Here is a 21,714-nt window from a genome sequence, read left to right on the forward strand (position 1 = left end):
GCTTAAAGATTAACCTCTCGCCCTGATCCCTGGCTCTTAAGCTCTTGCGAATCGTCAATCCGCCCTGCTCTTCCGCCAATCGCCTCACGCCTCTCGCCTCGCCCAGTGACAACGATCTACGGCATCAAAACCTGCGACACCATGAAGAAGGCATTCGCCTGGCTGGACGATCATGGCGTTCATTACAACTTCCACGACTACAAGGCGGCGGGCATCGACGTCGCGCGCCTGAAAGCTTGGTCGAAGCAGGCCGGTTGGGAAGTTCTTCTGAATACGCGCGGCACCACCTGGCGCAAGCTCTCGCCGACACAACAGGCGAATCTCGACGAGAACAAGGCGCTGAAGCTGATGAGCGAGAACCCGAGCTTGATCAAGCGTCCGGTGATGGAAAACGGCGAGGCTTTGCTGGTAGGTTTCACTCCCGAGCGCTATACCGAAGCATTCAAGCGCTAAAGGCAGCCGCCCCCCGTCTTTCCCCATTTACCTTTGACCTTCCACCTTCTCTCTTTTATCTGGTTCTCAGTCCTTGAGAACCTTTGCGCGATCCCCCATATCAAACTGACCACCCATCTTCACCGCAGCGATAACGAATGCCTACGAACGATAACCAATTCAGACTCCCCGGGAATGACCCGCGCTTTCGCGCGCCTGTCTCCGGTTTTCTGGGCAAGATTCTGACGACGGCGGCGAGTGCCGCGGTGCTTGTCATGGCATTCATGCTCTCGCTACTTGTATTTGCGGTGGTAGCGGCAATCGGGCTGATCCTCGGCGGCTACCTGTGGTGGAAAACTCGTGCGCTGCGCCGGCGGATGCGCGAACGGCCGCCCGGCGGACGTGTCATAGATGGCGAAGTGATTCGCGACGTCGAACCGCGGGATATGAATCCACGCTGAGCCGGCACCCCTTCGCCCGCGCGCCAGCGTGTCGTGCGCGCCAGGGCGAAGATTTCTGAAGCAACTACTGCCAAGGCAAGAATCACAGCACAGGGCTTGACAAGGTTGCCCGCGAAGGCTGATACTAAACCATATGGTTAAGTATTCAGAAGACTCGCTCGATACCGTCTTCGCTGCCCTGGCCGATCCGACGCGCCGCGGTGTTATCGAATTGCTGGACGGCGGCAGCCTGCCCGTGAGCGAACTTGCTGCGCCGCACAGCATGTCGCTGCCCGGCTTCATGAAGCACCTGCGCGTGCTCGAGGACGCCGGTCTCATCACCCGCTCCAAGGAAGGACGGGTGGTGAACTGCACGCTTTCGGCCGAGTCAATGAAGGACGCTGCGGCGTGGATGGCGCGCTATGAGAAATTCTGGACGGAACGTCTCGACGCGCTCGGCCGCTATCTGTATCACCAGAAGGAGTTGACACCATGGCAAACAAAATCAACGAGCGGCCGTCGCTCTCCCTCACTCGCACCTACCCCGTCGCCCCCGAAAAAGTCTGGCGGGCGTGGACGGACCCGGAAGCGTTGAAACACTGGTTCGGGCCGGACGAGGAGAAAGTCTCGTTTGCGCAAACCGATGTGCGGGTGGGCGGTCGCTTTCACGTCATCTTCAGCACTCTCGATGGCGAGCAGCACGACGTCAGCGGCGTGTACCGGGAAGTGCAGCCGCACCGCAAACTGGTGTTCACCTGGGCGTGGAAGAGCACGCCTGAGCGTGAATCGCTGGTGACTCTCAGCTTCCGGCCCTCGGGCAGTGGCACCGAATTCAACATGCTGCACGAGCAGTTCTTCGATGTTGCGGCGCGCGACCGACATGAGTACGGCTGGACCGGCAGTCTCGCCAAACTCGAACGCTTTCTGCGGGAGAGTCAGCGATAAGACGGACAGACAACGACAGCCGAGGAGGTAACTATGCTGGGAAATAACGATGCAGCCGCAACCATCGCGGTCAGCAACATGGAAACAGCGAGGAAATTTTACGAAGGCACGCTCGGTCTGAAAAAAGTGCGCGAGGAAGGCAAGGAAATGATCGCCTACCGGAGCGGGAACTCCACCATCAACGTATATCGATCGAAGTACGCCGGCACCAACCAGGCGACGGCCTTGACATGGATGGTCGGCGATGACGTCGAGGGTGTTGTCCGCGAGCTGAAAGCCAAGGGCGTGACCTTCGAACATTACGACATGCCGGACACAAAGCGGGAGGGCGACGTCCATATCGGCGGGCACATGAAGCTCGCCTGGTTCAAGGATCCGGACGGCAACATCCTCAACATCGTCAGCGGATAGCAGTCAGCCTGCGTTACACACTGTTCGACTGTGCCGGGCTCTCATTGACCGGCGTTCTTCCACGCGTTAATGAAAGGAGATCACCATGGGCAATCCTGTCGTTCACTGGGAATTGATGTCGAAGGATCCGGCGAAAGTGTCGGCGTTCTACGAAAAGATCTTCGATTGGAAGATCCAGCACATCCCCGAAATGAATTACCGCATGGTCGAAACCGGCGGCGAGGGCGGCATCAACGGCGGCATCCTGAAGCCGGAGCGCGAGGGACCGTGGCCGGGCAACATGCTTTTCTATGTCAACGTCGACGACCTTGCGGCCTATCGCAAGAAAGTGGTTGCGGCAGGAGGCAAGATCCACGTCGAGGAACAGGCGGTGCCAGGCATGGGTGCATTCTCCCTGTTCACGGATCCAGAGGGGCGCATGATGGGATTGTGGAAGGCAGCCAAAAAGCAATGAACACCGACGGGCGCCACGCGGCACTACACGCCGGTCAAGGACAATCCGCCGCATCTCAAGGACTTCTCCCAAGAGGTTCGGCGGATCACATCATCGACTGGTGGCGGCAATTCGCGCTCGGGCGCTTGACAAGATTTTTTTATTGCTGGTATATTTAACTCTTAGGTTAATTAACCGGAGAGTGAAATTCAAAGCATGTCCCCCGACCGCCTCAGCAGCACGTTCGCGGCCCTTGCCGATCCCACCCGGCGCGCAATCCTTGCCCGGCTCGCTTCGGGGGAAAAATCCGTGAACGATCTGGCGGAGCCCTTCGAGATGAGCCTTCCGGCGGTATCCAAGCATCTCAAGGTGCTGGAGTCCGCGGGTCTCATCACACGCGGCCGCGAGGCACAGTGGCGCCCCTGCCGGCTCGAGGCGGGGCCGCTCAAGGACATCTCCAACTGGGTCGAACGCTACCGGCAGTTTTGGGAGAAAAGTTTCGATCGACTGGACGCCTATCTGCGCGAAATCCAATCGAAGGAAAAGAAAGGAAAAACCAGTGGTCGCAAAAAGAAGTAGTGCCGCCGAGGCAACGTCGGATCGGGAGATCGTCCTGACTCGCGCTTTCGAAGCGTCGCGCGAACTCGTCTGGAAAGCGTGGACGGATCCGAAACACATCAACGAGTGGTGGGGCCCGCGAGGTTTCACGACCACCACTCACGAGATCGACGTGCGGCCGGGCGGCGTCTGGCGGTTCATGATGCACGGCCCGGATGGCGTCGACTATCCGAACAGGATCGTCTATCTCGAGATCGTGAAACCCGAGCGCCTGGTTTATAACCATAGCGGGGACGGAGAGGCCGAGGACGTGCAGTTTCAAGTAACGGTGACCTTCGCGGAGGAAGGCGGCAAGACCAGGCTCACCCTCCGGATGCTCTTCGCGACGGCTGCGGAACGGGACAAGACCGTGGAGCAGTATGGGGCCATCGAGGGCGGGAACCAGACTCTGGATCGCCTCGGCGAATATTTGGCGCAGATGGTTTAGACCTGGCGCCCATGCGGGACAGAAGCAGGCGACATGAGTTCGGGAGTCGTCATCCTCTGCTACCGGCCCTCAACACAGGGCTGCAAACAACCTGAAGGAGACAAGACAATGCGATTCATGGTGATAGTCAAAGCAGACAAGAACTCCGAGGCAGGCGTCCTTCCGGACGAGAAGCTTCTGGCCGAGATGGGAAAGTACAACGAGGAGCTGGCGAAGGCCGGCGTGCTGCTCGCAGGCGAAGGGCTCCACCCGAGTTCGAAGGGCGCACGCGTCAGGTTTTCCGGCACGAAACGGATCGTAATCGACGGACCCTTCCCCGAGACGAAGGATCTGGTCGCGGGCTTCTGGCTGTTCCAGGTGAAGTCGAAGGAAGAAGCGATCGAATGGGTCAAGCGCTGTCCCAATCCCTTCCCGGGCACGGACTCCGAGATCGAGATTCGCCAGGTATTCGAGGCGGATGATTTCGGCGCCGAGTTCACGCCCGAGCTCAGGGAACAAGAGGAGCGCATACGGGCCCAGGCGGCCGCGAAACGATAGCAGCCTCTCCCATTTCAATACCGCGAAAAGGAAATGCAATGCTAGTCCAATCCTATCTGTTTTTCGATGGCCGCTGCGAGGAGGCGGTCGAGTTCTACCGCAGCAAACTCGGCGCCGAGGTGACGATGCTCATGCGCTTCAGTGACAGTCCCGAGCCCCATCCACCTGGCATGATCCCGCCGGGATCCGAAAACAAGGTGATGCATACGAGCTTTCGCATCGGCGACACGACGGTGATGGCTTCCGACGGCAGGTGCACCGGCAAGCCGAGCTTTCAGGGCTTTTCCCTGTCGCTATCGGTGGCGAACGAAACCGAGGCTGAACGGCTGTTCGCTTTGCTGGGTGATGGCGGCCAGGTACAGATGCCTTTGAGCAAAACCTTTTTCTCGCCGCGCTTCGGCATGGTCGCCGACCGCTTCGGCGTGTCGTGGATGATCATCGTCGCACCGTAAGCGAAAGCCTTCCCACAATTCAAGCCATAGGGAGAAGAGTCACCATGCTCAAGATCATCCTCATTGCCCTCGCCATCATTGTTGTCGTGCTTGCCGTCGTCGTGGCACTGCAGCCCGCCGATTTCCGCATTGCGCGCAGCGCCACTATCTCCGCTCCCGCGCCTGCGATATTTGCCCAAGTCGACGACCTCCACAAATGGGAAGCCTGGAACCCGTGGCAGAAAGTCGATCCGGCGATGAAGCTGACCTTTGCAGGCCCGCCGGCCGGGCCTGGCGCGTCTTACTCATGGGCCGGCAACAAGGATGTGGGCGAAGGACGCCTGACGATCATCGAGAGCCGCCCGAGCGACCTCGTCCGGATCAAGCTCGAGTTCATGAAGCCCTTCGCAGCCACCAACACGGCGACGTTCACGTTCAAGCCCGAAGGCAATCAAACGGCCGTGACGTGGAGCATGGAAGGCAAGAACAATTTCTTTGCCAAGGCGATCAATCTTTGCATGAACATGGACAAGATGGTCGGCGGTCAATTCGAGAAGGGTCTGGCCGATATGAAATCGGTGGCGGAGTCGGCACCGAAGCAATAGCGCGCCAGCCCTCGGTCCATCGGATTTCATCTCTGGAGAAAACGCCATGTCATTGACGAAGTGCTTGCTCGCCGCCGTTATCGCCGGTGCTGCGTTTCCCGCGGTTGCCGCACCCGACAACTACACCATCGACCCCATGCATACCTACCCGAGCCTCGAGTTCTCCCACATGGGTCTCTCCGTCTGGCGCGGCAAATTCAACAAGACCTCCGGAAAGGTTTTGCTCGACCGCGCTGCCAGGACGGGAAATGTCGAAGTCACGATCGACGTCTCGAGCATCAACTTCGGCCTCGCCGCGATGGACGAGAAAGCGCGCTCGGATGATTTCTTCGATACCGCAAAATTTCCGACCGCCACCTACAAGGGCAAGCTCAAGTTCGCCGGCGACAAGCCCAAGACCGTCGACGGCCAGATCACGATCATGGGCGTTACGCGCCCAGTGACGCTCAGTATCAATCTCTTCAACTGCATGCCGCATCCGATGCTCAAGAAAGAGGTGTGCGGAGCTGACGCCGAAGGCGAGCTCAACTGGTCGGAATACGGCATGAAAATGAGCCAGTACGGTCAGGGCGACGCCGGCAAGGTGCACCTGCGCGTCCAGGTCGAAGCGATCAAGGACGAATGAGCCTGACCGCGATATCCTCTTCAGGAGAAAAATCATGCCCGCGGAAAAATCCTCTCCCCAGGCCGACCGCCCCTTCGTCATATCGCGCGAGTTCAACGCGCGACGAGACATCGTGTGGAAGTCCTGGACCGAGGCCGAACACCTGAAACAGTGGTGGGGACCGAAAGGCTTCACCGTGCACACCTGCAAGGTCGATCTCCGGCCGGGCGGCAAGTTTCATTACGGCATGAGCGCGCCCGACGGCAGCGACATGTGGGGCCGGTTCGTCTACCGCGAAATCGATCCGCCGCGGAGGCTGGTATTCATCGTGTCGTTTTCCGACCCGGAGGGTGGCTTAAGCCGGCACCCCGGCCACCTCAATTGGCCGCTGCAAATGCTTTCGACAGTGACTTTCGAGGAAGCCGGCGGAAAGACTACGGTCACCGTGCAGTGGGAGGCGTATGAGGCAACGGACCTGGAGCGCCAGACCTTCCAGGACGGAATGGCGTCGATGCAGCAGGGCTGGACCGGAACCTTCGAGCAATTCAACGACTACCTGGCAAAGGCCGTCAGGGAACAGCGCATATAACCGCAACCAGGATTGGGAGATACTCAAATGCAAAAAATCACGCCGTTCCTGTGGTTCGACGGCAAAGCCGAGGAGGCAATGAACTTCTATGTCTCCATTTTCAAGAACTCGAAGACCGGGCGCGTTACCCGTTATGGCGATGCGGGGCCGGGGCCGAAGGGAACGGTCATGTCCGCGACCTTCGAACTCGACGGGCAGGAGTTCTTTGCGCTGAACGGCGGCCCGGTTTTCACCTTCACCCCTGCCATTTCGTTCTTCGTGAACTGCGAGACGCAGGAAGAAGTCGATGAATTCTGGGAGAAGTTTTCCGCGGGCGGAGAAAAGCAAAGATGCGGCTGGCTCAAGGACAAATTCGGCCTGTCGTGGCAGATCGTTCCTTCCATCCTGGGAAAATTGCTGCAGGACAAAGATGCCGGGAAGTCGACGAGAGTCATGAATGCGATGATGCAAATGGGCAAACTCGACATAAAGCGCCTGGAACAGGCGGCGCTGCAATGAGCACCAAAGAATTATCCGTGGCAAAGCCCGGTGCGACAGCCGAGGCACAGGACCGCGTGCTGCTTTTCACCCGCGTCTTCAACGCACCCCGCGATGTGGTGTTCCGCGCATGGACCGAGCCGGAACAACTCGTGCAGTGGTGGGCTCCGGAGGGATTCTCCGTGGCCTTCCTCGAGATGGACATCCGCCCGGGCGGCGTCTGGCGCAAGTGCATGCGCTCGCCTGAAGGCACCGACTACTGGCGGCGTGGTGTCTATCTCGAGGTGGTGGAACCGGAGCGGCTCGTGTTCACCTACATTTCGGATGACCCTGAGAGCGATCCCGACCACGAGACGATCGTGACCATCACCTTCGCGGATCACGGCGCGAAGACACTGATGACTTTCCGGCAGGCCGAATTCGAGTCGGTTGCGGCGCGCGATTCCCACCAAGGTGGTTGGACCAGTTGCCTGCAGCGATTCGCCGCTTACGTGGCGCGGGCGTAATACCGACCCTGCGGGGCTGAAGATAACGCGGCGCCCGCCCGGCCTGAAGGTGATTGAGCCCTCTTTCGCATCGCATCCCGGATACAGCGTCGCAAGGCAAGGCAAAGGAGAAATAACAGTGGCAAACGATGTCGACAGCCGCAAGCGCTGGCTGGCTCTATACGTGCTGTGTCTCGGCGTGCTAATGATCGTTCTCGACACGACGATCGTGAACGTCGCCCTGCCGTCGATCCGGGAAGATCTCGGCTTCTCCGAAACCTCGTTGGTGTGGGTTGTGAATGCGTACATGCTCACATTCGGCGGCTTCCTGCTGCTTGGCGGCCGGTTGGGCGATCTCTTCGGGCACCGCAGGCTGTTCCTGTTCGGCATCACCCTCTTCACGCTCGCATCGCTTGCCTGCGGACTGTCGAACTCGCAGGCGTTGCTCATCGCAGCTCGTGCGGTGCAGGGGCTCGGCGGCGCGGTCGTCTCCGCCGTCGCGCTCTCGCTGATCATGAATCTCTTCACCGAGCCGTCCGGGCGCGCAAAGGCGATGGGCATCTACGGCTTCGTGTGCGCCGGCGGAGGCAGCATCGGTGTGTTGCTCGGCGGCGTGCTGACGAGCGCGTTCAACTGGCACTGGATTTTCCTCGTCAATCTGCCGATCGGCGTCGCGGTTTATGCCCTCTGCCTCGTCCTGCTGCCGGATGCGCGCGGTCAGACGGCGACTGGCCGTCTGGATGTCGCCGGCGCCGCGACGGTAACCTCGTCTTTGATGCTTGCCGTCTACGCGATCGTGAACGGCAACGAAGCCGGCTGGACGTCCGCGCCAACGCTTGGGCTGCTCGCAGCAGCGGCGGTGCTGCTCGCGACCTTCCTCGGTATCGAAAGCCGGGCACGCGAACCGCTCATGCCGCTTGGCCTGTTCCGGCTGCGCAATGTCGCCACCGCCAACGTCGTCGGCGTCCTGTGGGCCGCCGCGATGTTCGCCTGGTTCTTCATTTCCGCGCTCTACCTGCAGCTCGTGCTCGGCTACAGCGCGCTGCAGGTCGGACTCGCCTTCCTGCCGGCCAATCTGATCATGGCGACGTTCTCGCTCGGCCTCTCCGCAAAGATCGTCATGCGTTTCGGCATCAGGCCGCCGCTCGCGGTGGGACTGTTGCTGGCTGCGGTCGGGCTCTTGCTCTTCGCGCGGGCACCGGTGGATGGTCTCTTCGTCGTCGATGTGCTACCCGGCATGCTCCTCCTCGGCCTGGGCGCCGGCATCGCGTTCAACCCGGTGCTGCTCGCCGCCATGAGCGACGTGAGCCCAAACGAATCCGGGCTCGCCTCGGGAGTGGTCAACACCTCGTTCATGATGGGCGGGGCGCTCGGCCTCGCGATCCTGGCCAGCCTGGCGGGCGCCCGCGCGAACAACCTGCTCTCGTCCGGCGCGGGCTCGCTCGCTGCCCTCAACGGCGGCTACCACGTTGCCTTCCTGATTGGCGCTGTGTTCGCCGCCGCAGCGGCCTTGCTCAGCGCCGTGCTTCTTCGTGCCGGACGGCAGGTGCCCGCATACGAAGGTGAAAAAGCGAGTGGGGGAATGCAGGCTGCGGCGGGACAAGCTGGCGAATCGGCTGCTGCCCACCGATATTGAAGGAGGCTTCAGGGAAAATGCTCGATTCCAATTCTGAAGCAGCAACACACGCAGAGGACAGGATCGGCCTGCGCGTTGCGTCGATGGGACGCTTCCCGCCCCGGGCGGTGCGCCGTGCGATCGAATACATCCACGCCAATCTCGCGGGCGATCTCCGTCTGGAGAACATTGCCGGCGCCGCCGGACAGAGCGTATTCCATTTCTCGCGAACGTTCAGGAACACGACCGGATTGGCGCCGCATCGCTATCTGCCGCAGGCGCGCATCGAGAGGGTCAAAGCGTTGCTGCTCGAGAGCGATCGAAGCCTGGCGGCAATCGCCGAGGAGAGCGGATTTTCCGACCAGAGTCACATGAGCAAGGTCTTCAGGCGGCTTACCGGTGCGACGCCAAAGACTTTCAGAAGCAAGTGGAGAAAGAAATGCTGCTTAAGAACAAGAACGCCGTGATCTATGGTGGAGGAGGTGCGATCGGCGGTGCTGTCGCGCGCGCGTTTGCCCGCGAAGGCGCGAAAGTCTTCCTTGCCGGTCGCACCCTTGCGAAGCTCGATGCGGTAGCCAGGGAGATCTCCGCCGCAGGAGGAACGGCCGAGACGGCCCAAGTCGATGCGCTCGACCAGAGCGCCGTCGAGAAACACGCCGATGCCGTGGCCGCGAAAGCCGGCAGCATCGACATTGCGCTGAACGCCGTCGGCATCCTGCACGTGCAGGGCCCTCCGCTCGCGGAGCTGTCCTTCGAAGACTATGCGCATCCGATCACGGCGTATACGCGAACGCATTTCCTCACGGCGAAGGCGGTCGCGCGGCACATGGCGAAGCAAGGCTCCGGGGTGATCCTTACGCTGTCGACGCCGGGATCGCGCATGACGGGACAGGGATTCCTGGGCTATGGCGTGACATGCGGCGCCATTGAGACATTTTCGCGCATCCTGGCGGATGAGCTCGGCCCCAACGGCATCCGCGTTCTGTGCCTGCGGCCCGATGCAATCCCCGAAGCGGTGGCCACATCGCACGCCCGTGAAGTCTTCAGTGGCTTCGCGCAGCGGGCCGGCACCACGGTCGAGGCCATGCTGGCGGAACGTGCGCGCACCGGAACGCTGCTTGGACGCTTCCCGACTCTTGCCGAAGTCGCGAACTATGCGGCTTTCGTGGCCTCGGATCGCGCCAGCGCGATGACCGGCGTCATCGCCAATCTGACCTGTGGCTCACTCGTCGACTAACGGCAGCCAGGACGATGTTCTCATGAACCCCAACAGTGGCCCCGGTCACAGCAAGCATCCCGAGCATCGCGTCGTGACCAAGCCGGCGGGCGGGCGCGTGCGGGTGATTTTCAATGGCGAGGTCATTGCCGATACGCGGAATGCAATCAAGCTCGAAGAAAGCGGCTATCCGCCCGTCTACTATGTCCCGCGCCAGGACGTAAAAATGGACTGCCTGACGCGGACCGAGCACCGGACCTATTGCCCGTTCAAGGGCCACGCTTCGTATTACACGTTGTCTTCGGGCGAACGGACAGAGCAGAACGCGGTCTGGAGCTACGAACAGCCGTACGACGAAGTCAGTGTGATCAGGGAACGGCTCGCGTTCTATCCTAACAAGGTCGATCGCATCGAATCGCTCCCGGCCTGAGCAGTGCCCTCCCGCAAGCACGCTTGGCAACAGAATCCTCGTCGTTGCCGAAATCTCCTGGCTGGAATGACGCTAAACTCGCACCGATGCCACCGATCATCGCCATTTCCAACCTGACCAAGACCTACGCTTCGGGCCTGCAGGCGCTGAAGCGCATCGACCTCGGAATCCGCAAGGGCGAGATCTTCGCCCTGCTTGGTCCCAACGGTGCGGGCAAGACCACGCTGATTAGCATCGTCTGCGGCATCGTCACGCCGACCACGGGCACCGTGCTGGTGGACGGCCACGACATCGTTCGCGACTACCGCGAGTGCCGCTCGAAGATCGGTCTCGTACCCCAGGAGTTGCATACCGACATGTTCGAGACGGTGTGGAACACCGTGAACTTCAGCCGAGGGCTGTTCGGGCGTGCGCCCAATGTGGTGCATCTCGAAAAGGTGTTGCGCGACCTGTCGCTCTGGGAAAGGCGCAACGACAAGATCATGACCTTGTCCGGCGGTATGAAGCGCCGCGTGTTGATCGCCAAGGCGCTGGCTCACGAGCCGGAAATCCTGTTCCTGGATGAGCCGACGGCGGGCGTGGACGTGGAGTTGCGGCGCGACATGTGGGGGCTGGTGCAGCGGCTGCGCGCCGGCGGCGTGACCATCATCCTGACCACGCACTACATCGACGAGGCCGAGGAAATGGCCGACCGCATCGGCGTGATCAACAAGGGGGAACTGATCCTGGTCGAAGAAAAGACCGAACTCATGAAGAAGCTCGGCAAGAAGCAGATGACGCTGCATCTGCAGGAGCCCATGGCGGCGATCCCCGCGGGCCTGAGCGACTGGCGCCTCATCCTGAAAGACAGCGGCAACGAACTGGAATACAACTTCGACGCGCGCGAGGAGGGGACGGGCATCCCGATGCTGCTGCGCCGGCTGAGCGAGCTCGGCATCGGGTTCAAGGATCTGCAGACCCGGCAAAGCTCGCTCGAGGATATCTTTGTCAGCCTGGTACACGAATCCGCATGAGTGCGTCCGCAAAGGTTCCGGCGTTCAACCGCCATGGCGTGCTGGCGATCTACCGCTTCGAGCTGGCGCGCTTCAAGCGCACCTTTTGGCAGAGCCTGGTGACGCCGGTGATCACCACCTCGCTCTACTTCGTGGTGTTCGGTGCAGCGATCGGCGCGCGCATGAGCGAAGTGGGCGGCGTGCCCTACGGCGCCTTCATCGTGCCGGGGCTCGTCATGCTGTCGCTCTTTACCGAGAGCCTCAACAACGCCTCGTTCGGCATCTATCTGCCGAGGTTCACCGGCACCATCTACGAAGTCCTGTCCGCACCGGTGTCGGCGCTCGAGATCGTGCTCGCCTACGTCGGGGCGGCGGCGACCAAGTCGGTCATCCTCGGCCTGGTGATTCTGGCGACGGCGACGCTGTTCGTGCCGATCCACATCCTGCATCCGGTGTGGATGATCGCCTTCCTGGTGCTGACCGCGGCGACCTTTTGCCTGTTCGGCTTCATCATCGGCATCTGGGCGAAGGGCTTCGAGCAGTTGCAGTTCATCCCGATGCTGGTCATCACGCCGCTGACTTTCCTGGGTGGCGCCTTCTATTCGATCGACATGCTGCCGCCGGCGTGGCGCACGGTGAGCCTGTTCAATCCGATCGTCTACCTGATCAGCGGTTTTCGCTGGAGCTTCTACGAAAATTCGGACGTCGGCGTGGGATTGAGCCTCGCGATGACGCTTGCGTTCTTCATGGCCTGCCTCGCCGGCGTGGTATGGGTTTTCCGGACGGGGTACCGGCTGAAGAGCTGAGGAGCTCCAAGAATCCTTTGCGGAATGACGATGGATCGGATGAGGACTTTCGGGGTCTACATTTCCGATTCCCTCCACTCAACGAAGGGCAGGTGCAAATGAACAATGACAGTCTGAAGGTCCGGGCGTGCGTATTCGATGCCTATGGAACCCTTTTCGATTTTGCATCGGCGGCGGCAGGCTGCCGCGATGCGCTCGGCGACAAGGCCGCCACGCTCACTGCGCTCTGGCGCGACAAACAGCTCCAGTACACCTGGTTGCGCGGTTTACAGGGCCGCCATGCGGATTTCTGGCAGGTCACGTCGGACGCGCTCGATTTCACCATGGAGTCCCTCGGCATCGCTGATGCCAGCCTGCGCAGCAGGCTCCTGGATCTCTACCGTACGCTGAAATGTTTTCCTGAAGTTCCGCAAGTGCTGGAGGATTTGAAGCAGGCGGGATTCGTCACGGCGATCCTGTCGAATGGCACGCCGGGCATGCTGGCGGACGCCGTCGAGGGCGCGGGTCTGGGCAGCCTCTTCGATCACGTCCTGTCCGTGGAACAAGTGGGCGTTTTCAAACCTCATCCCGATGTTTACCGGCTGGCCGTCGATACCCTCGGCGTTGGCGCCGCGGAAATCGCCTTCCAGTCATCGAACGCGTGGGATGCCCACGCGGCCTCGGCGTTCGGCATGCGCGTGGTCTGGTGCAACCGGTATGCCCAGCGGCGCGAGCGCCTTCCCGGCTCACCCGACCGCGAAATCCGCACTCTCGCCGAGCTGCCGGCCCTGCTGCTCAAAGCGGGATAAGCGCGTTCCCAATAAAGCTCGAATTGCACAAAAATCTGCGGCGGACATACATTGCCCTTGGTGCGATCATCGATCTCCCGCTTCGCCGTCAGAACGTTCTCTCATACCAGGTTGAACTTCGTCTTCCATGCCAAACAAGAAACTCGACCAGGCAGTGCAATTCGCGATCGACCACGAATCCCCCTGGACGCGCGAGATTACCGACAAGTGGGGCGTTCATCACGACGACCCGCCGCCCTGGAACAAGCTTCTCGGGCCGGTGCATGCGCGCGGCCCCGTGTCGGGCACCATCATCCTCGACGGGAAAACCCTGACTTCGTGGGGCGAACCGGATCGACCCGACCTCACTTTCAGCATCGCGAAAACCTATCTCGCACTGCTGGCCGGCGTCGCCCACGACCGCGGGCTGTTGCCCGACGTCGATGAACCCGTTCGCGCGCGGGTACCCGGCATCGGATTCGACGACGGCCGTAATGCACTGGTGACCTGGGCGCAGCTTCTGCAACAGACCAGCGAATGGGAAGGTATGGTCTTCGGGATTTCGGATCAGGCGGACCGCTACCGCAGCATTCCGTATCAGTCGCCCAAGCCCACGGGGAAGAAGGGCGATCCGCGTCCGCTGCAGGTGCCGGGCACGTACTGGGAATACAACGACGTGCGCATCAACCAGCTCTCGCTGTCCCTGCTGCACTTGTTCGGTCGTCCACTGCCCGAAGTCTTTCGCGAATCCATCATGCAACCCATCGGCGCCAGCGATGCCTGGCGCTGGGTCGGGTACGACAACTCGTGGATCGAGATCAACGGGAAGAAGGTCCAGTCCGTGCCCGGCGGCACGCACTGGGGCGGCGGCATGTCCATCGGCGCCCACGATCAGGCGCGCGTCGGCCAGATGATGCTCGAAGGCGGCAAGGCCAACGGCCGTCAGGTGGTTTCCGCGGACTGGATCAAGCGCATGGCCACACCGTGCACCATCGCGCCCTTCTACGGTTACTTGACCTGGATCAATCACGGACAGCGCATCTTCCGCAGCGTGCCCGCTTCGAGCCGATTCGCCTTCGGCGCCGGCGGCAACTTCGTGTGGATCGAGCCCGATCGCCGCATGGTGCTGGTGGTGCGCTGGATCGATGCAGACCATGCCGACGAATTCTTCGGGCGGGTGTTGAAAGCAATCGCTACTCTAGAATAACAGCACAACCGGAGATCGGCCGACCACGGGACCAGCCGGCTTGTCACGCGTGAGCGAACAGGCCTGCTCCAAGGTCTCATGCTTCAACCAGTGTTCCTGCTCTCCGGCTTTTCCCCCGAAGCATCCTGCTCAAGTCCGGGCTCGAACGGGTCGATATCCAGACTGGGGTGGAATCGACTTCGGAAACGGGAATGGCACAGTTCGGCGACTACGAGTTGGTGGAAAAAATCGGGGAAGGCGGCATGGCCATGGTGTACAAGGGCGTGCAGGGCTCGCTCGGCCGCCCGGTGGCGATCAAGGTCCTCTCCCGGACGCTGACCGACGACCCGGAAGTCGTCGAGAGCTTCAACCGGGAGTCGCTCATCATCGCCCGGCTCAACCATCCGAACATCATCCACGTGATCGATCGCGGCATCGCCGACGCCGTGCCGTATTTCGTGATGGAGTTCGTCGAAGGCACGCACCTGGGCAGAGTCATCGCGGAGGGACGATACGACTTCCACCAGAAGGTGGACGTCATCATCCAGATGTGCAAGGCCTTGGCCTACGCCCACAAGAACGGCGTGATCCATCTCGACATCAAACCGGCCAACATCCTGATCGACACCGAGGGCAATGTCATGGTCGCCGACTTCGGCATCGCCCACCTGTTCGGCGGCGGCGGAGAGGAGGCGCAGAGCACGCCGGTGATGGGCACGCCGAGCTACATGTCGCCCGAGCAAAAGCTGGGCACCGCCAGCGTGACGAGGGCCAGCGACATCTACTCGCTGGGCGTCGTGATGTACGAACTCTTCACCGGGAAAAAGCCGGTTGTCGGCGTGCTACCTTCAGCGATCGACGCACAGATTCCCCGGCGCCTCGACGAAATCATCGTCCATTGCCTGCGAACGAATCCCGCCGATCGATTCGCCGGCGCCGATGCGGTCAAGGACGCGCTACTCGCGCTCCTGCAGGGCTCGCACATCCGGCAGGAGCAGAAAGAGCATGCCGTCGAGGGTTTCAAGAACCTAGCCGACAAGTTCGGCCTGCTCGATGTCATCCAGGAGAGCCGCTTCGGTGCCGACTACCTGTTCGAGAACCGGGCCACCCGCCAACTCCTCGTGATCAAGAAGATCTTCAACGCAAAGTCCGGCGTGTCGGAGGCCAGATTGCTGGCCAACCTCAAGCATCCCCACGTGGCGGACGTGTATGGCACCTCGACCAACGGACGGGTATCGATCATCGTCATGGAGTACCTGGCCGGCGGTTGCCTCAAGGATCGCCTCGCGAACGTACCGCCCTGGCAGGAAAGCCTGCTGACGGTGCGCGAAATCTGCGATGGCCTGTCGTTCCTGCACAAGAACCGGATGATCCACGGCAATCTCCGGCCCGCCAATATCCTCATGTCCGAGGACGGCCATGCGAAACTCTCGGGCATCGGGCTGGAAGAACATTACCTCGATGATGAAAGCCAGGCGAACTGGTACAGCCTGCCCGATGAACCGAAATCCGTTGGCTCAGACATCTTTTCCGCTGGAATGATCTTCTCCGAAATGCTCACCGGCTCGATCCCGATCGAGAAGAAGGGTCACCTCATCCAGAACGACTCGTTCCGGTCCCTCCCAATGGAACTTCGTCGGATGATCGCGAAGATGCTTGCGCCGGATCTGGCCGACCGGTACGGGAATTCCGACGAAATCCTCGCGGTGATCGACGACTTGCTTGTACACGCGAACAAATACGGATCGGATTCTTCAGGCAGTCACGAACCGCAAAGGTCGATGGCATCCCGCCTTGGCCTCTCCCGCCTGTCTGGCGCTGTCGGTGCCTTGGTGAAGAACGCGTTCAGCTAGCGCTCGCAAGCGGCGACCGACTTTGCTATTGGGGCGGGGGATTCGTTTACGTGGATCGAGCCCGAGCGCCGCATGGTGCTGGTGGTGCGCTGGATCGACGCGGACTAAGCTGACGAATTTTTCGGGCAGGTGTCGAAGGCGATCGACGATCAGACATAGCGCAATTGCCGGCGAATGGCACATCGCATTTCCGGGCGAGCATCCAATCAGGTCGATTAAATCTGGGTCACCGCAAGCATGGAGGCCACCTTGGCGGCAATGGGTTCGGCGAACGCGCAGAACTTTCGCGCTTCGGTGTCCAGGTGCACGACCTTCAGTGTGGTTCTTGCGACAACCTCGTTTTGTTCATCGTTCGTCATCTCGTGAACGAACCGCATGCTCTTTTCCTTGACCTCGATCAGCGTGGTTCGCACGGTCACGACATCTCCGGCGTGTAGTTCCTGAATGTAGGAAATATGCTGATCCACGGCCGCCATGCCACGCATGGCCGTCCGCAGGTGCGCGAGCGATAAGGATCGGATGTCGATGGCTTACTTGCAGGCGACCTTCCGGAAAATCTCGCTCATGGTACCGGCGTCCACCGCTTCCCATTCATGCGGCGAAGCGTCCTCGTAAATCACCTTGCCCTCGCCCATCTTTTCGGCGTGAAGCGAAAGGCTGAGTCCCCGAGATCGCGGTTCGGCGCAATCGTATTCGACCTGGGCCTTTTGCGAGAAATAGCCGACCTCGACCATGCGCTGAAAAGCCTTGTAGTCGAGCAGCGACCACATCGTCGCGGTATTGCCTTTCCTGACAATCGTCGCCGGGTCGGCATAGGAAGTGGCGGTATCGTCCTCTCCTACGCTCTTCCATCCCGCCCAGGCATCGCTGCTTAGCAACAACAGAACAATCGCGAGCTTTTTCATTGCACCCCCTTTTTGTACCAAGTTTACCGGACGCGAGAGGCGCAGGGTTGAAGCCGTAGTGGTACGGATTTTCAGGACGGGCTATCGGCTGAAGAACTTTGAGGCAGCAGCGAGGCAAGCTCGGCAACTTTTTCATTTACGCACACTGCTGACTTGACCCGCGGACTCCAAGAGGCGAGAGCGCCGATCGCTCTAAAGAGCGATTCCAGATCCTCCAATAGACAGGTTTTGATGCCCAGAGGGGGCGTCCGGGCATTCTGATACGCTTGGCCCACGGCACGCGGTTCGCCCGCTGCCGACGGTATAAAAACCGGGCTGGCGGCGCGGGCAGACCCGGAAACACTTCAATAGAGGAGCGGGACCATGCGGAAACCAGGTGTGTTGTACGCAACGATGGCAGCGCTCGGCATCGCCATCTTGTTCGGCGTCGGACAGGCCCCGTTGAACGCGCAGCAGCCCGCCGACCCGGCGATCCAGATCGGCGCCAGCGACCTCGGCGGGGCGGTGAAGAGCGCGAACGGTCCGGAAGCGAGCGTTTGGGTGATCGCAGAGACGACTGATCTTCCGACCCGCTTCGCCAAGATCGTGGTCACCGATGATCGAGGGCGCTACCTCATTCCCGACCTTCCCAAGGCCACCTACAACGTGTGGGTGCGCGGCTACGGACTGGTCGATTCGCCCAAGGTCCGCAGCGCGCCCGGGAAGCTCCTCGATTTGAGCGCGGTGGTGGCGCCGAGCGCCGCGGCAGCGGCAGAGTATTACCCGGCGATCTTCTGGTACAGCCTGTTGAAGATTCCGGCACCAAGCGAATTCCCCGGCACGGGGTTCGAGGGCAACGGCATCCAACTGGACATCAGCGGCCAGAGAGAATGGCTCAGCACCGTGAAGACCAACGGCTGCATGGCGTGTCACGCGTTAGGCACGCGCGGCACGCGCACATTGCCGAAGGATTTCGCGCACATGAATTCCACGGAGGCCTGGGCGCGGCGCATCGCCTCGGGTCAGGCCATGAACAACATGGTTACCGTGGCCGGCCGGCTCGGTACCGCGCGGGCGCTCGCGCAGTGGGCCGACTGGACCGACCGGATCGCTGCCGGCGAACTCCCCTTCGATCGGCCGGCGCGGCCGCAAGGCATCGAGCGCAACCTCGTGCTGACGCTGTGGGAATGGAGCCACCCTGGCGCCTACATGCACGACTTGATCTCCACCGATCGGCGCAAACCCACGATCAATGCCAATGGCAAAATGTACGGGGCACCGGAGAACAGCACGGATTACTGGCCGGTTCTCGACCCAGTCAGGCACACCGCGACAGAAGTGAAGCACCCCGTCCGCGATCCGAACACGCCGTCTTACCGGACCGATCCGATGGCGCCTTCTCCTTACTGGGGCCCCGATCCGATCTGGGACAGCCAGAGCAGCACGCACAACCAGATGATGGACGAGAAAGGGCGGGTCTGGGCGGCGGCGCGTATCCGGCAGGCGAACAATCCCGACGATTGCAAGAAAGGCTCGAACCATCCGTCGGCGAAAGTGTTCCCGCTCGAGAGCGCAATGCGGCATCTCTCGATGTACGACCCTGCTTCGAGCAAGTGGACGCTGATCTCGACGTGCTTCCCAACGCACCATGTCATCTTCGCCGAAGACGCCAACAATACCCTGTGGACGTCGAGCGGGGTGGGTGGCCCGGGCGTGCTCGGCTGGCTGAACCGCAAGAAGTTCGAGGAAACCGGCGACGAGATGGAATCGCAGGGCTGGACGCCCTTCGTGCTTGATACCAACGGCAACGGCAAGCGCGACGAATGGGTCGAGCCCGACCAGCCGCTCGACCCTGCCAAGGACAAGCGCATCGCGGTCAACCTCTACAGCGTTGCCGTGAACCCGGTCGACGGTTCGGTCTGGGGAACCGCGCTGGCGCCGTTCCCCAGCTATATCGTGCGCGTCGCGCCGGGGTCCGATCCGGCCAACACGGCGATCACCGAAATCTACGAGCCGCCGCTGCCCGCTTACGGGGCGCGCGGCGGTGACATCGATCGCAACGGCGTGTTCTGGGCCTCGTACGCGAGCGGCCATCTCGGCAGCTTCGACAGGCGCAAGTGCAAGGGACCGTTGAACGGGCCGGGCGCGGCCACCCGCCGGCACTGCCCCGAGGGCTGGACGCTGGTCCGGTTACCCGGACCGCAGTTCAGGGACGTGCACGACGACGGCAGCGCCGAGGCGAGCTACTACGTCTGGGTCGACTGGTTCAACACACTGGGGCTCGGCGAAAACGTGCCGATCGCGACGGGCAACACCAGTGACGCCTACTTCGCGTTGGTCAACGGCAAGTTCGTGACGCTGCGCGTGCCCTACCCCATGGGCTTCTTCGCGAAGTGGGCGGAAGGACGCATCGACGATCCGAAAGCCGGGTGGAAAGGCAGGGCACTCTGGGCGACGAATTCCACCCGAGCGCCGTTCCACTCCGAAGACGGGACAAAAAACCTGTCCAGGGTCTTCAAGTTCCAGCTCAGGCCCGATCCGCTCGCAAGATAAAGTTCGCTCGGCGGGTGCCCTTGAGGGGTACGCGAAGGAGAGTCGAGTTCATCGCTCAAAAAGGGCGTCACCCTGACAAACCTTCGAGGAAACAGGCCAGCGAAAATTGCTGGCCTGTTTTCGTTTCGGCATGCCTTAATTATTCAAATCTGCGCTATTTGTCGGATCCATTGCTCGAATATGCCTGACAGATAATAGGCGAATCAATAAATAGGTTTACTTGAGCAGCCGTGGCTGGACAGTTTATGCACACTGCAGGCCTGGCGACCGTTGCCTGACGCACATAAGGAGAGCACCATGACCCGGCGATCGTTTTACCTGAGTATTCTTTGCCTTGGCTTCGCATTCTCTCAAAGCGTCAACGCCCAACAAGAGTCGCACGCGGGACAGGCTCGACAGCCGGGACCCGAATATCTGACCTCGCCTGCAACGACCCTTCTCAAGCGGCCGTTTTCCGAAGCGGTTCGCGTCGGGAATATGCTTTACTTGTCTGGCTTCACCGGGAGGATCCCGGGCACGAATACGGTGGTGCCAGGCGGGATACAGGCGGAAACGAAGCAGGTAATGGAGAACATCAAGGGGGCGCTCGACCGATACGGATCGGACTTTGACCACGTGGTCAAATGCACCGTGATGCTACTCGACATCCAGGAGTGGGCCGCCATGAACGAAGTCTATCGAACCTACTTTCCCCAGGACCGCATGCCCGCGCGAAGTGCGTTTGCGACAAACGGCCTGGCGTTCGGGGCGAGAGTGGAAATCGAGTGTTTGGCGACGATGAGGTAAACAGTAATGCGGCAATGCAAGCTGTCATTTCTTTTGGTTTTGATTTCGGCGCTGATTGCGTCAGCGCTGATGATGCAGGGGGTCCATGCAGAGGAGGACAAGGCCATGACGCTCAAACTGACTTCGACTGCCTTCGTGCACGAAGGCGGAATTCCCAAAATCCATACCTGCCAGGGACAGGACGTTTCGCCGCCGCTCGCCTGGAGCGGCGTTCCGGCGAACGCGAAGAGCCTGGTGCTGATCATAGACGATCCCGACGCGCCCGATCCCGCCGCGCCGAAGATGACCTGGGTCCACTGGGTGCTCTACAACATTCCGCCTTTGGCGACCGGTCTGCCGCAGGGCGTCTCGCCGAAAGAATTACCCGCAAGCACGCTGCAAGGCAACAGCGATTTCCTGCGCATCGGCTACGGCGGCCCCTGCCCGCCTATCGGCCGCCATCGCTACTTTCACAAGCTCTACGCGCTCGACGTCGTGCTTCCTGACATGAAGAAGCCGCGCAAGCAGGATGTGGAGAAGGCGATGAAGGGGCATGTCATCGAACAGGCGGTGTTGATTGGGACTTATCAGAAAAACCAGTGAATACGAACGCGCTAACGAACCCTGCCGTCAAAGCCGCCATCGAGGCGCTGCAGAGCGGCGACCGCAAAGCCTGGTCCGCGCTCTTCGAACCCGACGCCAGGCTCTACGACGACGGCGCCCCTCGCAGCCTCGAGAAGTTCACGCAGGACGCTCTCGGCCACGAACGGTTCACGTCTATCGACCGGGTGGAAAACAACGGCCTCGACCTGACCGGCGCATTCCATTCGGACCAGTGGGGCGACTTTCGAACCTATTTCAGGTTCCAGCTCTCCCCGTCCGGCAAGATCAAGCGCCTGGACATCGGGCAGGCGGATTAGAGGGGCACATCATGCACACGATCATTGTCCTTGCGATTGGTTTCGGCTTGCTCGGCCTGTGCGCCATCGCCGGGCGTGTCCTTGGCGGCACGCCCGGGATCGCGACGGCCGCACTCATCTTTCTTCCGCTGTGGCTCGTCGGGGCGGGCATCAACATGGTTATGGGGGTCAAGCAGGCCGGCTACTCGGTCGCGGAGGAGGCGCCCATGTTTCTCCTCGTGTTTGCGGTGCCGGCAGTGGCGGCCCTCATCGTGTGGTGGATGCTTCGCTGAAGCGCTGCAACTTGCGGCCAC

General features: G+C 61.1%; 31 protein-coding genes. 29 read left to right on the forward strand and 2 right to left on the reverse strand.

The genetic code is table 11. The features are described 5' to 3' along the window. The first annotated feature begins 141 nt into the window (after positions 1 to 141). The 24 genes from HY067_05855 (at position 142) to HY067_05970 (ending at position 16,299) form a co-directional block, all read left to right on the forward strand. Positions 142 to 453 (forward strand): arsenate reductase, encoded by a 312-nt coding sequence (locus tag HY067_05855; GenBank protein ID MBI3527478.1) that lies wholly within the window; start codon positions 142 to 144, stop codon positions 451 to 453. Between the two features lie 137 nt (positions 454 to 590). Next, entirely contained in the window at positions 591 to 893 is a 303-nt protein-coding gene (locus HY067_05860; GenBank protein ID MBI3527479.1) for a hypothetical protein, read from the forward strand. A gap of 133 nt (positions 894 to 1,026) precedes the next feature. Further along, positions 1,027 to 1,467: a helix-turn-helix transcriptional regulator gene (locus HY067_05865; GenBank protein ID MBI3527480.1), complete on the forward strand. Its 441-nt coding sequence runs from the start codon at positions 1,027 to 1,029 to the stop codon at positions 1,465 to 1,467. Then, complete coding sequence (locus HY067_05870) at positions 1,365 to 1,817, forward strand: SRPBCC domain-containing protein (protein MBI3527481.1); 453 nt, start codon at positions 1,365 to 1,367, stop codon at positions 1,815 to 1,817. Before HY067_05865 ends, HY067_05870 begins: the two co-directional genes overlap by 103 nt. Before the next feature lie 33 nt (positions 1,818 to 1,850). Then, a complete protein-coding gene (locus HY067_05875; GenBank protein MBI3527482.1) occupies positions 1,851 to 2,228 on the forward strand; it encodes a VOC family protein in 378 nt (125 codons plus the stop codon). A gap of 85 nt (positions 2,229 to 2,313) precedes the next feature. Further along, positions 2,314 to 2,682 (forward strand): VOC family protein, encoded by a 369-nt coding sequence (locus HY067_05880; GenBank protein MBI3527483.1) that lies wholly within the window; start codon positions 2,314 to 2,316, stop codon positions 2,680 to 2,682. A 195-nt stretch (positions 2,683 to 2,877) separates the two neighbouring features. After that, positions 2,878 to 3,240 (forward strand): winged helix-turn-helix transcriptional regulator, encoded by a 363-nt coding sequence (locus HY067_05885; protein ID MBI3527484.1) that lies wholly within the window; start codon positions 2,878 to 2,880, stop codon positions 3,238 to 3,240. After that, positions 3,221 to 3,706: an SRPBCC domain-containing protein gene (locus HY067_05890; GenBank protein MBI3527485.1), complete on the forward strand. Its 486-nt coding sequence runs from the start codon at positions 3,221 to 3,223 to the stop codon at positions 3,704 to 3,706. The genes HY067_05885 and HY067_05890 overlap by 20 nt, the downstream gene beginning before the upstream one ends. A 108-nt stretch (positions 3,707 to 3,814) precedes the next feature. Further along, the gene (locus HY067_05895; protein ID MBI3527486.1) at positions 3,815 to 4,243 is read left to right on the forward strand and encodes a YciI family protein; all 429 of its coding nucleotides are present in this window, start codon (positions 3,815 to 3,817) and stop codon (positions 4,241 to 4,243) included. 38 nt (positions 4,244 to 4,281) lie between these two features. Next, positions 4,282 to 4,695 (forward strand): VOC family protein, encoded by a 414-nt coding sequence (locus HY067_05900; protein ID MBI3527487.1) that lies wholly within the window; start codon positions 4,282 to 4,284, stop codon positions 4,693 to 4,695. A gap of 44 nt (positions 4,696 to 4,739) precedes the next feature. After that, positions 4,740 to 5,279 (forward strand): SRPBCC family protein, encoded by a 540-nt coding sequence (locus HY067_05905; protein MBI3527488.1) that lies wholly within the window; start codon positions 4,740 to 4,742, stop codon positions 5,277 to 5,279. A 46-nt stretch (positions 5,280 to 5,325) separates the two neighbouring features. Continuing rightward, positions 5,326 to 5,904 (forward strand): polyisoprenoid-binding protein, encoded by a 579-nt coding sequence (locus tag HY067_05910; GenBank protein MBI3527489.1) that lies wholly within the window; start codon positions 5,326 to 5,328, stop codon positions 5,902 to 5,904. 34 nt (positions 5,905 to 5,938) lie between these two features. Further along, on the forward strand, positions 5,939 to 6,472 hold the full coding sequence (locus HY067_05915; GenBank protein ID MBI3527490.1) for an SRPBCC domain-containing protein: 534 nt from the start codon (positions 5,939 to 5,941) through the stop codon (positions 6,470 to 6,472). Between the two features lie 27 nt (positions 6,473 to 6,499). Further along, positions 6,500 to 6,970 carry a VOC family protein gene (locus HY067_05920; GenBank protein ID MBI3527491.1) on the forward strand — a complete coding sequence of 157 codons (471 nt, stop codon included), beginning with the start codon at positions 6,500 to 6,502 and terminating at the stop codon, positions 6,968 to 6,970. After that, positions 6,967 to 7,455 (forward strand): SRPBCC domain-containing protein, encoded by a 489-nt coding sequence (locus tag HY067_05925; protein MBI3527492.1) that lies wholly within the window; start codon positions 6,967 to 6,969, stop codon positions 7,453 to 7,455. The genes HY067_05920 and HY067_05925 overlap by 4 nt, the downstream gene beginning before the upstream one ends. Positions 7,456 to 7,573: 118 nt before the next feature. Next, positions 7,574 to 9,070, forward strand: coding sequence for an MFS transporter (locus tag HY067_05930; protein MBI3527493.1), 1,497 nt, complete (start codon positions 7,574 to 7,576; stop codon positions 9,068 to 9,070). Between the two features lie 17 nt (positions 9,071 to 9,087). Continuing rightward, positions 9,088 to 9,516 carry a helix-turn-helix transcriptional regulator gene (locus HY067_05935; protein MBI3527494.1) on the forward strand — a complete coding sequence of 143 codons (429 nt, stop codon included), beginning with the start codon at positions 9,088 to 9,090 and terminating at the stop codon, positions 9,514 to 9,516. Beyond that, positions 9,489 to 10,286 (forward strand): SDR family oxidoreductase, encoded by a 798-nt coding sequence (locus HY067_05940; GenBank protein ID MBI3527495.1) that lies wholly within the window; start codon positions 9,489 to 9,491, stop codon positions 10,284 to 10,286. Before HY067_05935 ends, HY067_05940 begins: the two co-directional genes overlap by 28 nt. Before the next feature lie 22 nt (positions 10,287 to 10,308). After that, positions 10,309 to 10,695 (forward strand): DUF427 domain-containing protein, encoded by a 387-nt coding sequence (locus tag HY067_05945; protein MBI3527496.1) that lies wholly within the window; start codon positions 10,309 to 10,311, stop codon positions 10,693 to 10,695. 86 nt (positions 10,696 to 10,781) lie between these two features. After that, positions 10,782 to 11,708, forward strand: coding sequence for an ABC transporter ATP-binding protein (locus HY067_05950; protein ID MBI3527497.1), 927 nt, complete (start codon positions 10,782 to 10,784; stop codon positions 11,706 to 11,708). Beyond that, positions 11,705 to 12,493, forward strand: a complete 789-nt coding sequence (locus HY067_05955; protein ID MBI3527498.1) for an ABC transporter permease — start codon at positions 11,705 to 11,707, stop codon at positions 12,491 to 12,493. Before HY067_05950 ends, HY067_05955 begins: the two co-directional genes overlap by 4 nt. 98 nt (positions 12,494 to 12,591) lie before the next feature. Beyond that, positions 12,592 to 13,281 carry a haloacid dehalogenase type II gene (locus tag HY067_05960; protein MBI3527499.1) on the forward strand — a complete coding sequence of 230 codons (690 nt, stop codon included), beginning with the start codon at positions 12,592 to 12,594 and terminating at the stop codon, positions 13,279 to 13,281. 127 nt (positions 13,282 to 13,408) lie between these two features. Then, positions 13,409 to 14,467 (forward strand): serine hydrolase, encoded by a 1,059-nt coding sequence (locus tag HY067_05965; GenBank protein ID MBI3527500.1) that lies wholly within the window; start codon positions 13,409 to 13,411, stop codon positions 14,465 to 14,467. A gap of 191 nt (positions 14,468 to 14,658) precedes the next feature. Next, on the forward strand, positions 14,659 to 16,299 hold the full coding sequence (locus HY067_05970) for a protein kinase (GenBank protein ID MBI3527501.1): 1,641 nt from the start codon (positions 14,659 to 14,661) through the stop codon (positions 16,297 to 16,299). 215 nt (positions 16,300 to 16,514) lie between these two features. Here the strand turns inward: HY067_05970 and HY067_05975 are convergent, their stop codons facing one another. Next, positions 16,515 to 16,784 (reverse strand): thioesterase family protein, encoded by a 270-nt coding sequence (locus HY067_05975; GenBank protein MBI3527502.1) that lies wholly within the window; start codon positions 16,782 to 16,784, stop codon positions 16,515 to 16,517. A 45-nt stretch (positions 16,785 to 16,829) separates the two neighbouring features. After that, complete coding sequence (locus HY067_05980) at positions 16,830 to 17,204, reverse strand: hypothetical protein (protein MBI3527503.1); 375 nt, start codon at positions 17,202 to 17,204, stop codon at positions 16,830 to 16,832. A gap of 363 nt (positions 17,205 to 17,567) precedes the next feature. Between HY067_05980 and HY067_05985 the strand changes: the two genes are divergently transcribed. The 5 genes from HY067_05985 to HY067_06005 all read left to right on the forward strand — a co-directional run bounded on the left by HY067_05985 (position 17,568) and on the right by HY067_06005 (position 21,693). Further along, positions 17,568 to 19,736 (forward strand): carboxypeptidase regulatory-like domain-containing protein, encoded by a 2,169-nt coding sequence (locus tag HY067_05985; GenBank protein ID MBI3527504.1) that lies wholly within the window; start codon positions 17,568 to 17,570, stop codon positions 19,734 to 19,736. Between the two features lie 297 nt (positions 19,737 to 20,033). After that, positions 20,034 to 20,522, forward strand: coding sequence for a RidA family protein (locus HY067_05990; GenBank protein ID MBI3527505.1), 489 nt, complete (start codon positions 20,034 to 20,036; stop codon positions 20,520 to 20,522). Positions 20,523 to 20,627: 105 nt separating this feature from the next. After that, positions 20,628 to 21,104: a YbhB/YbcL family Raf kinase inhibitor-like protein gene (locus tag HY067_05995; protein MBI3527506.1), complete on the forward strand. Its 477-nt coding sequence runs from the start codon at positions 20,628 to 20,630 to the stop codon at positions 21,102 to 21,104. Beyond that, positions 21,101 to 21,421: a hypothetical protein gene (locus tag HY067_06000; protein MBI3527507.1), complete on the forward strand. Its 321-nt coding sequence runs from the start codon at positions 21,101 to 21,103 to the stop codon at positions 21,419 to 21,421. Before HY067_05995 ends, HY067_06000 begins: the two co-directional genes overlap by 4 nt. An 11-nt stretch (positions 21,422 to 21,432) precedes the next feature. Next, a complete protein-coding gene (locus HY067_06005) occupies positions 21,433 to 21,693 on the forward strand; it encodes a hypothetical protein (GenBank protein ID MBI3527508.1) in 261 nt (86 codons plus the stop codon). Positions 21,694 to 21,714 lie beyond the last annotated feature (21 nt).

Source organism: Betaproteobacteria bacterium, from assembly GCA_016194905.1.
GTDB lineage: Bacteria > Pseudomonadota > Gammaproteobacteria > Burkholderiales > JACQAP01 > JACQAP01.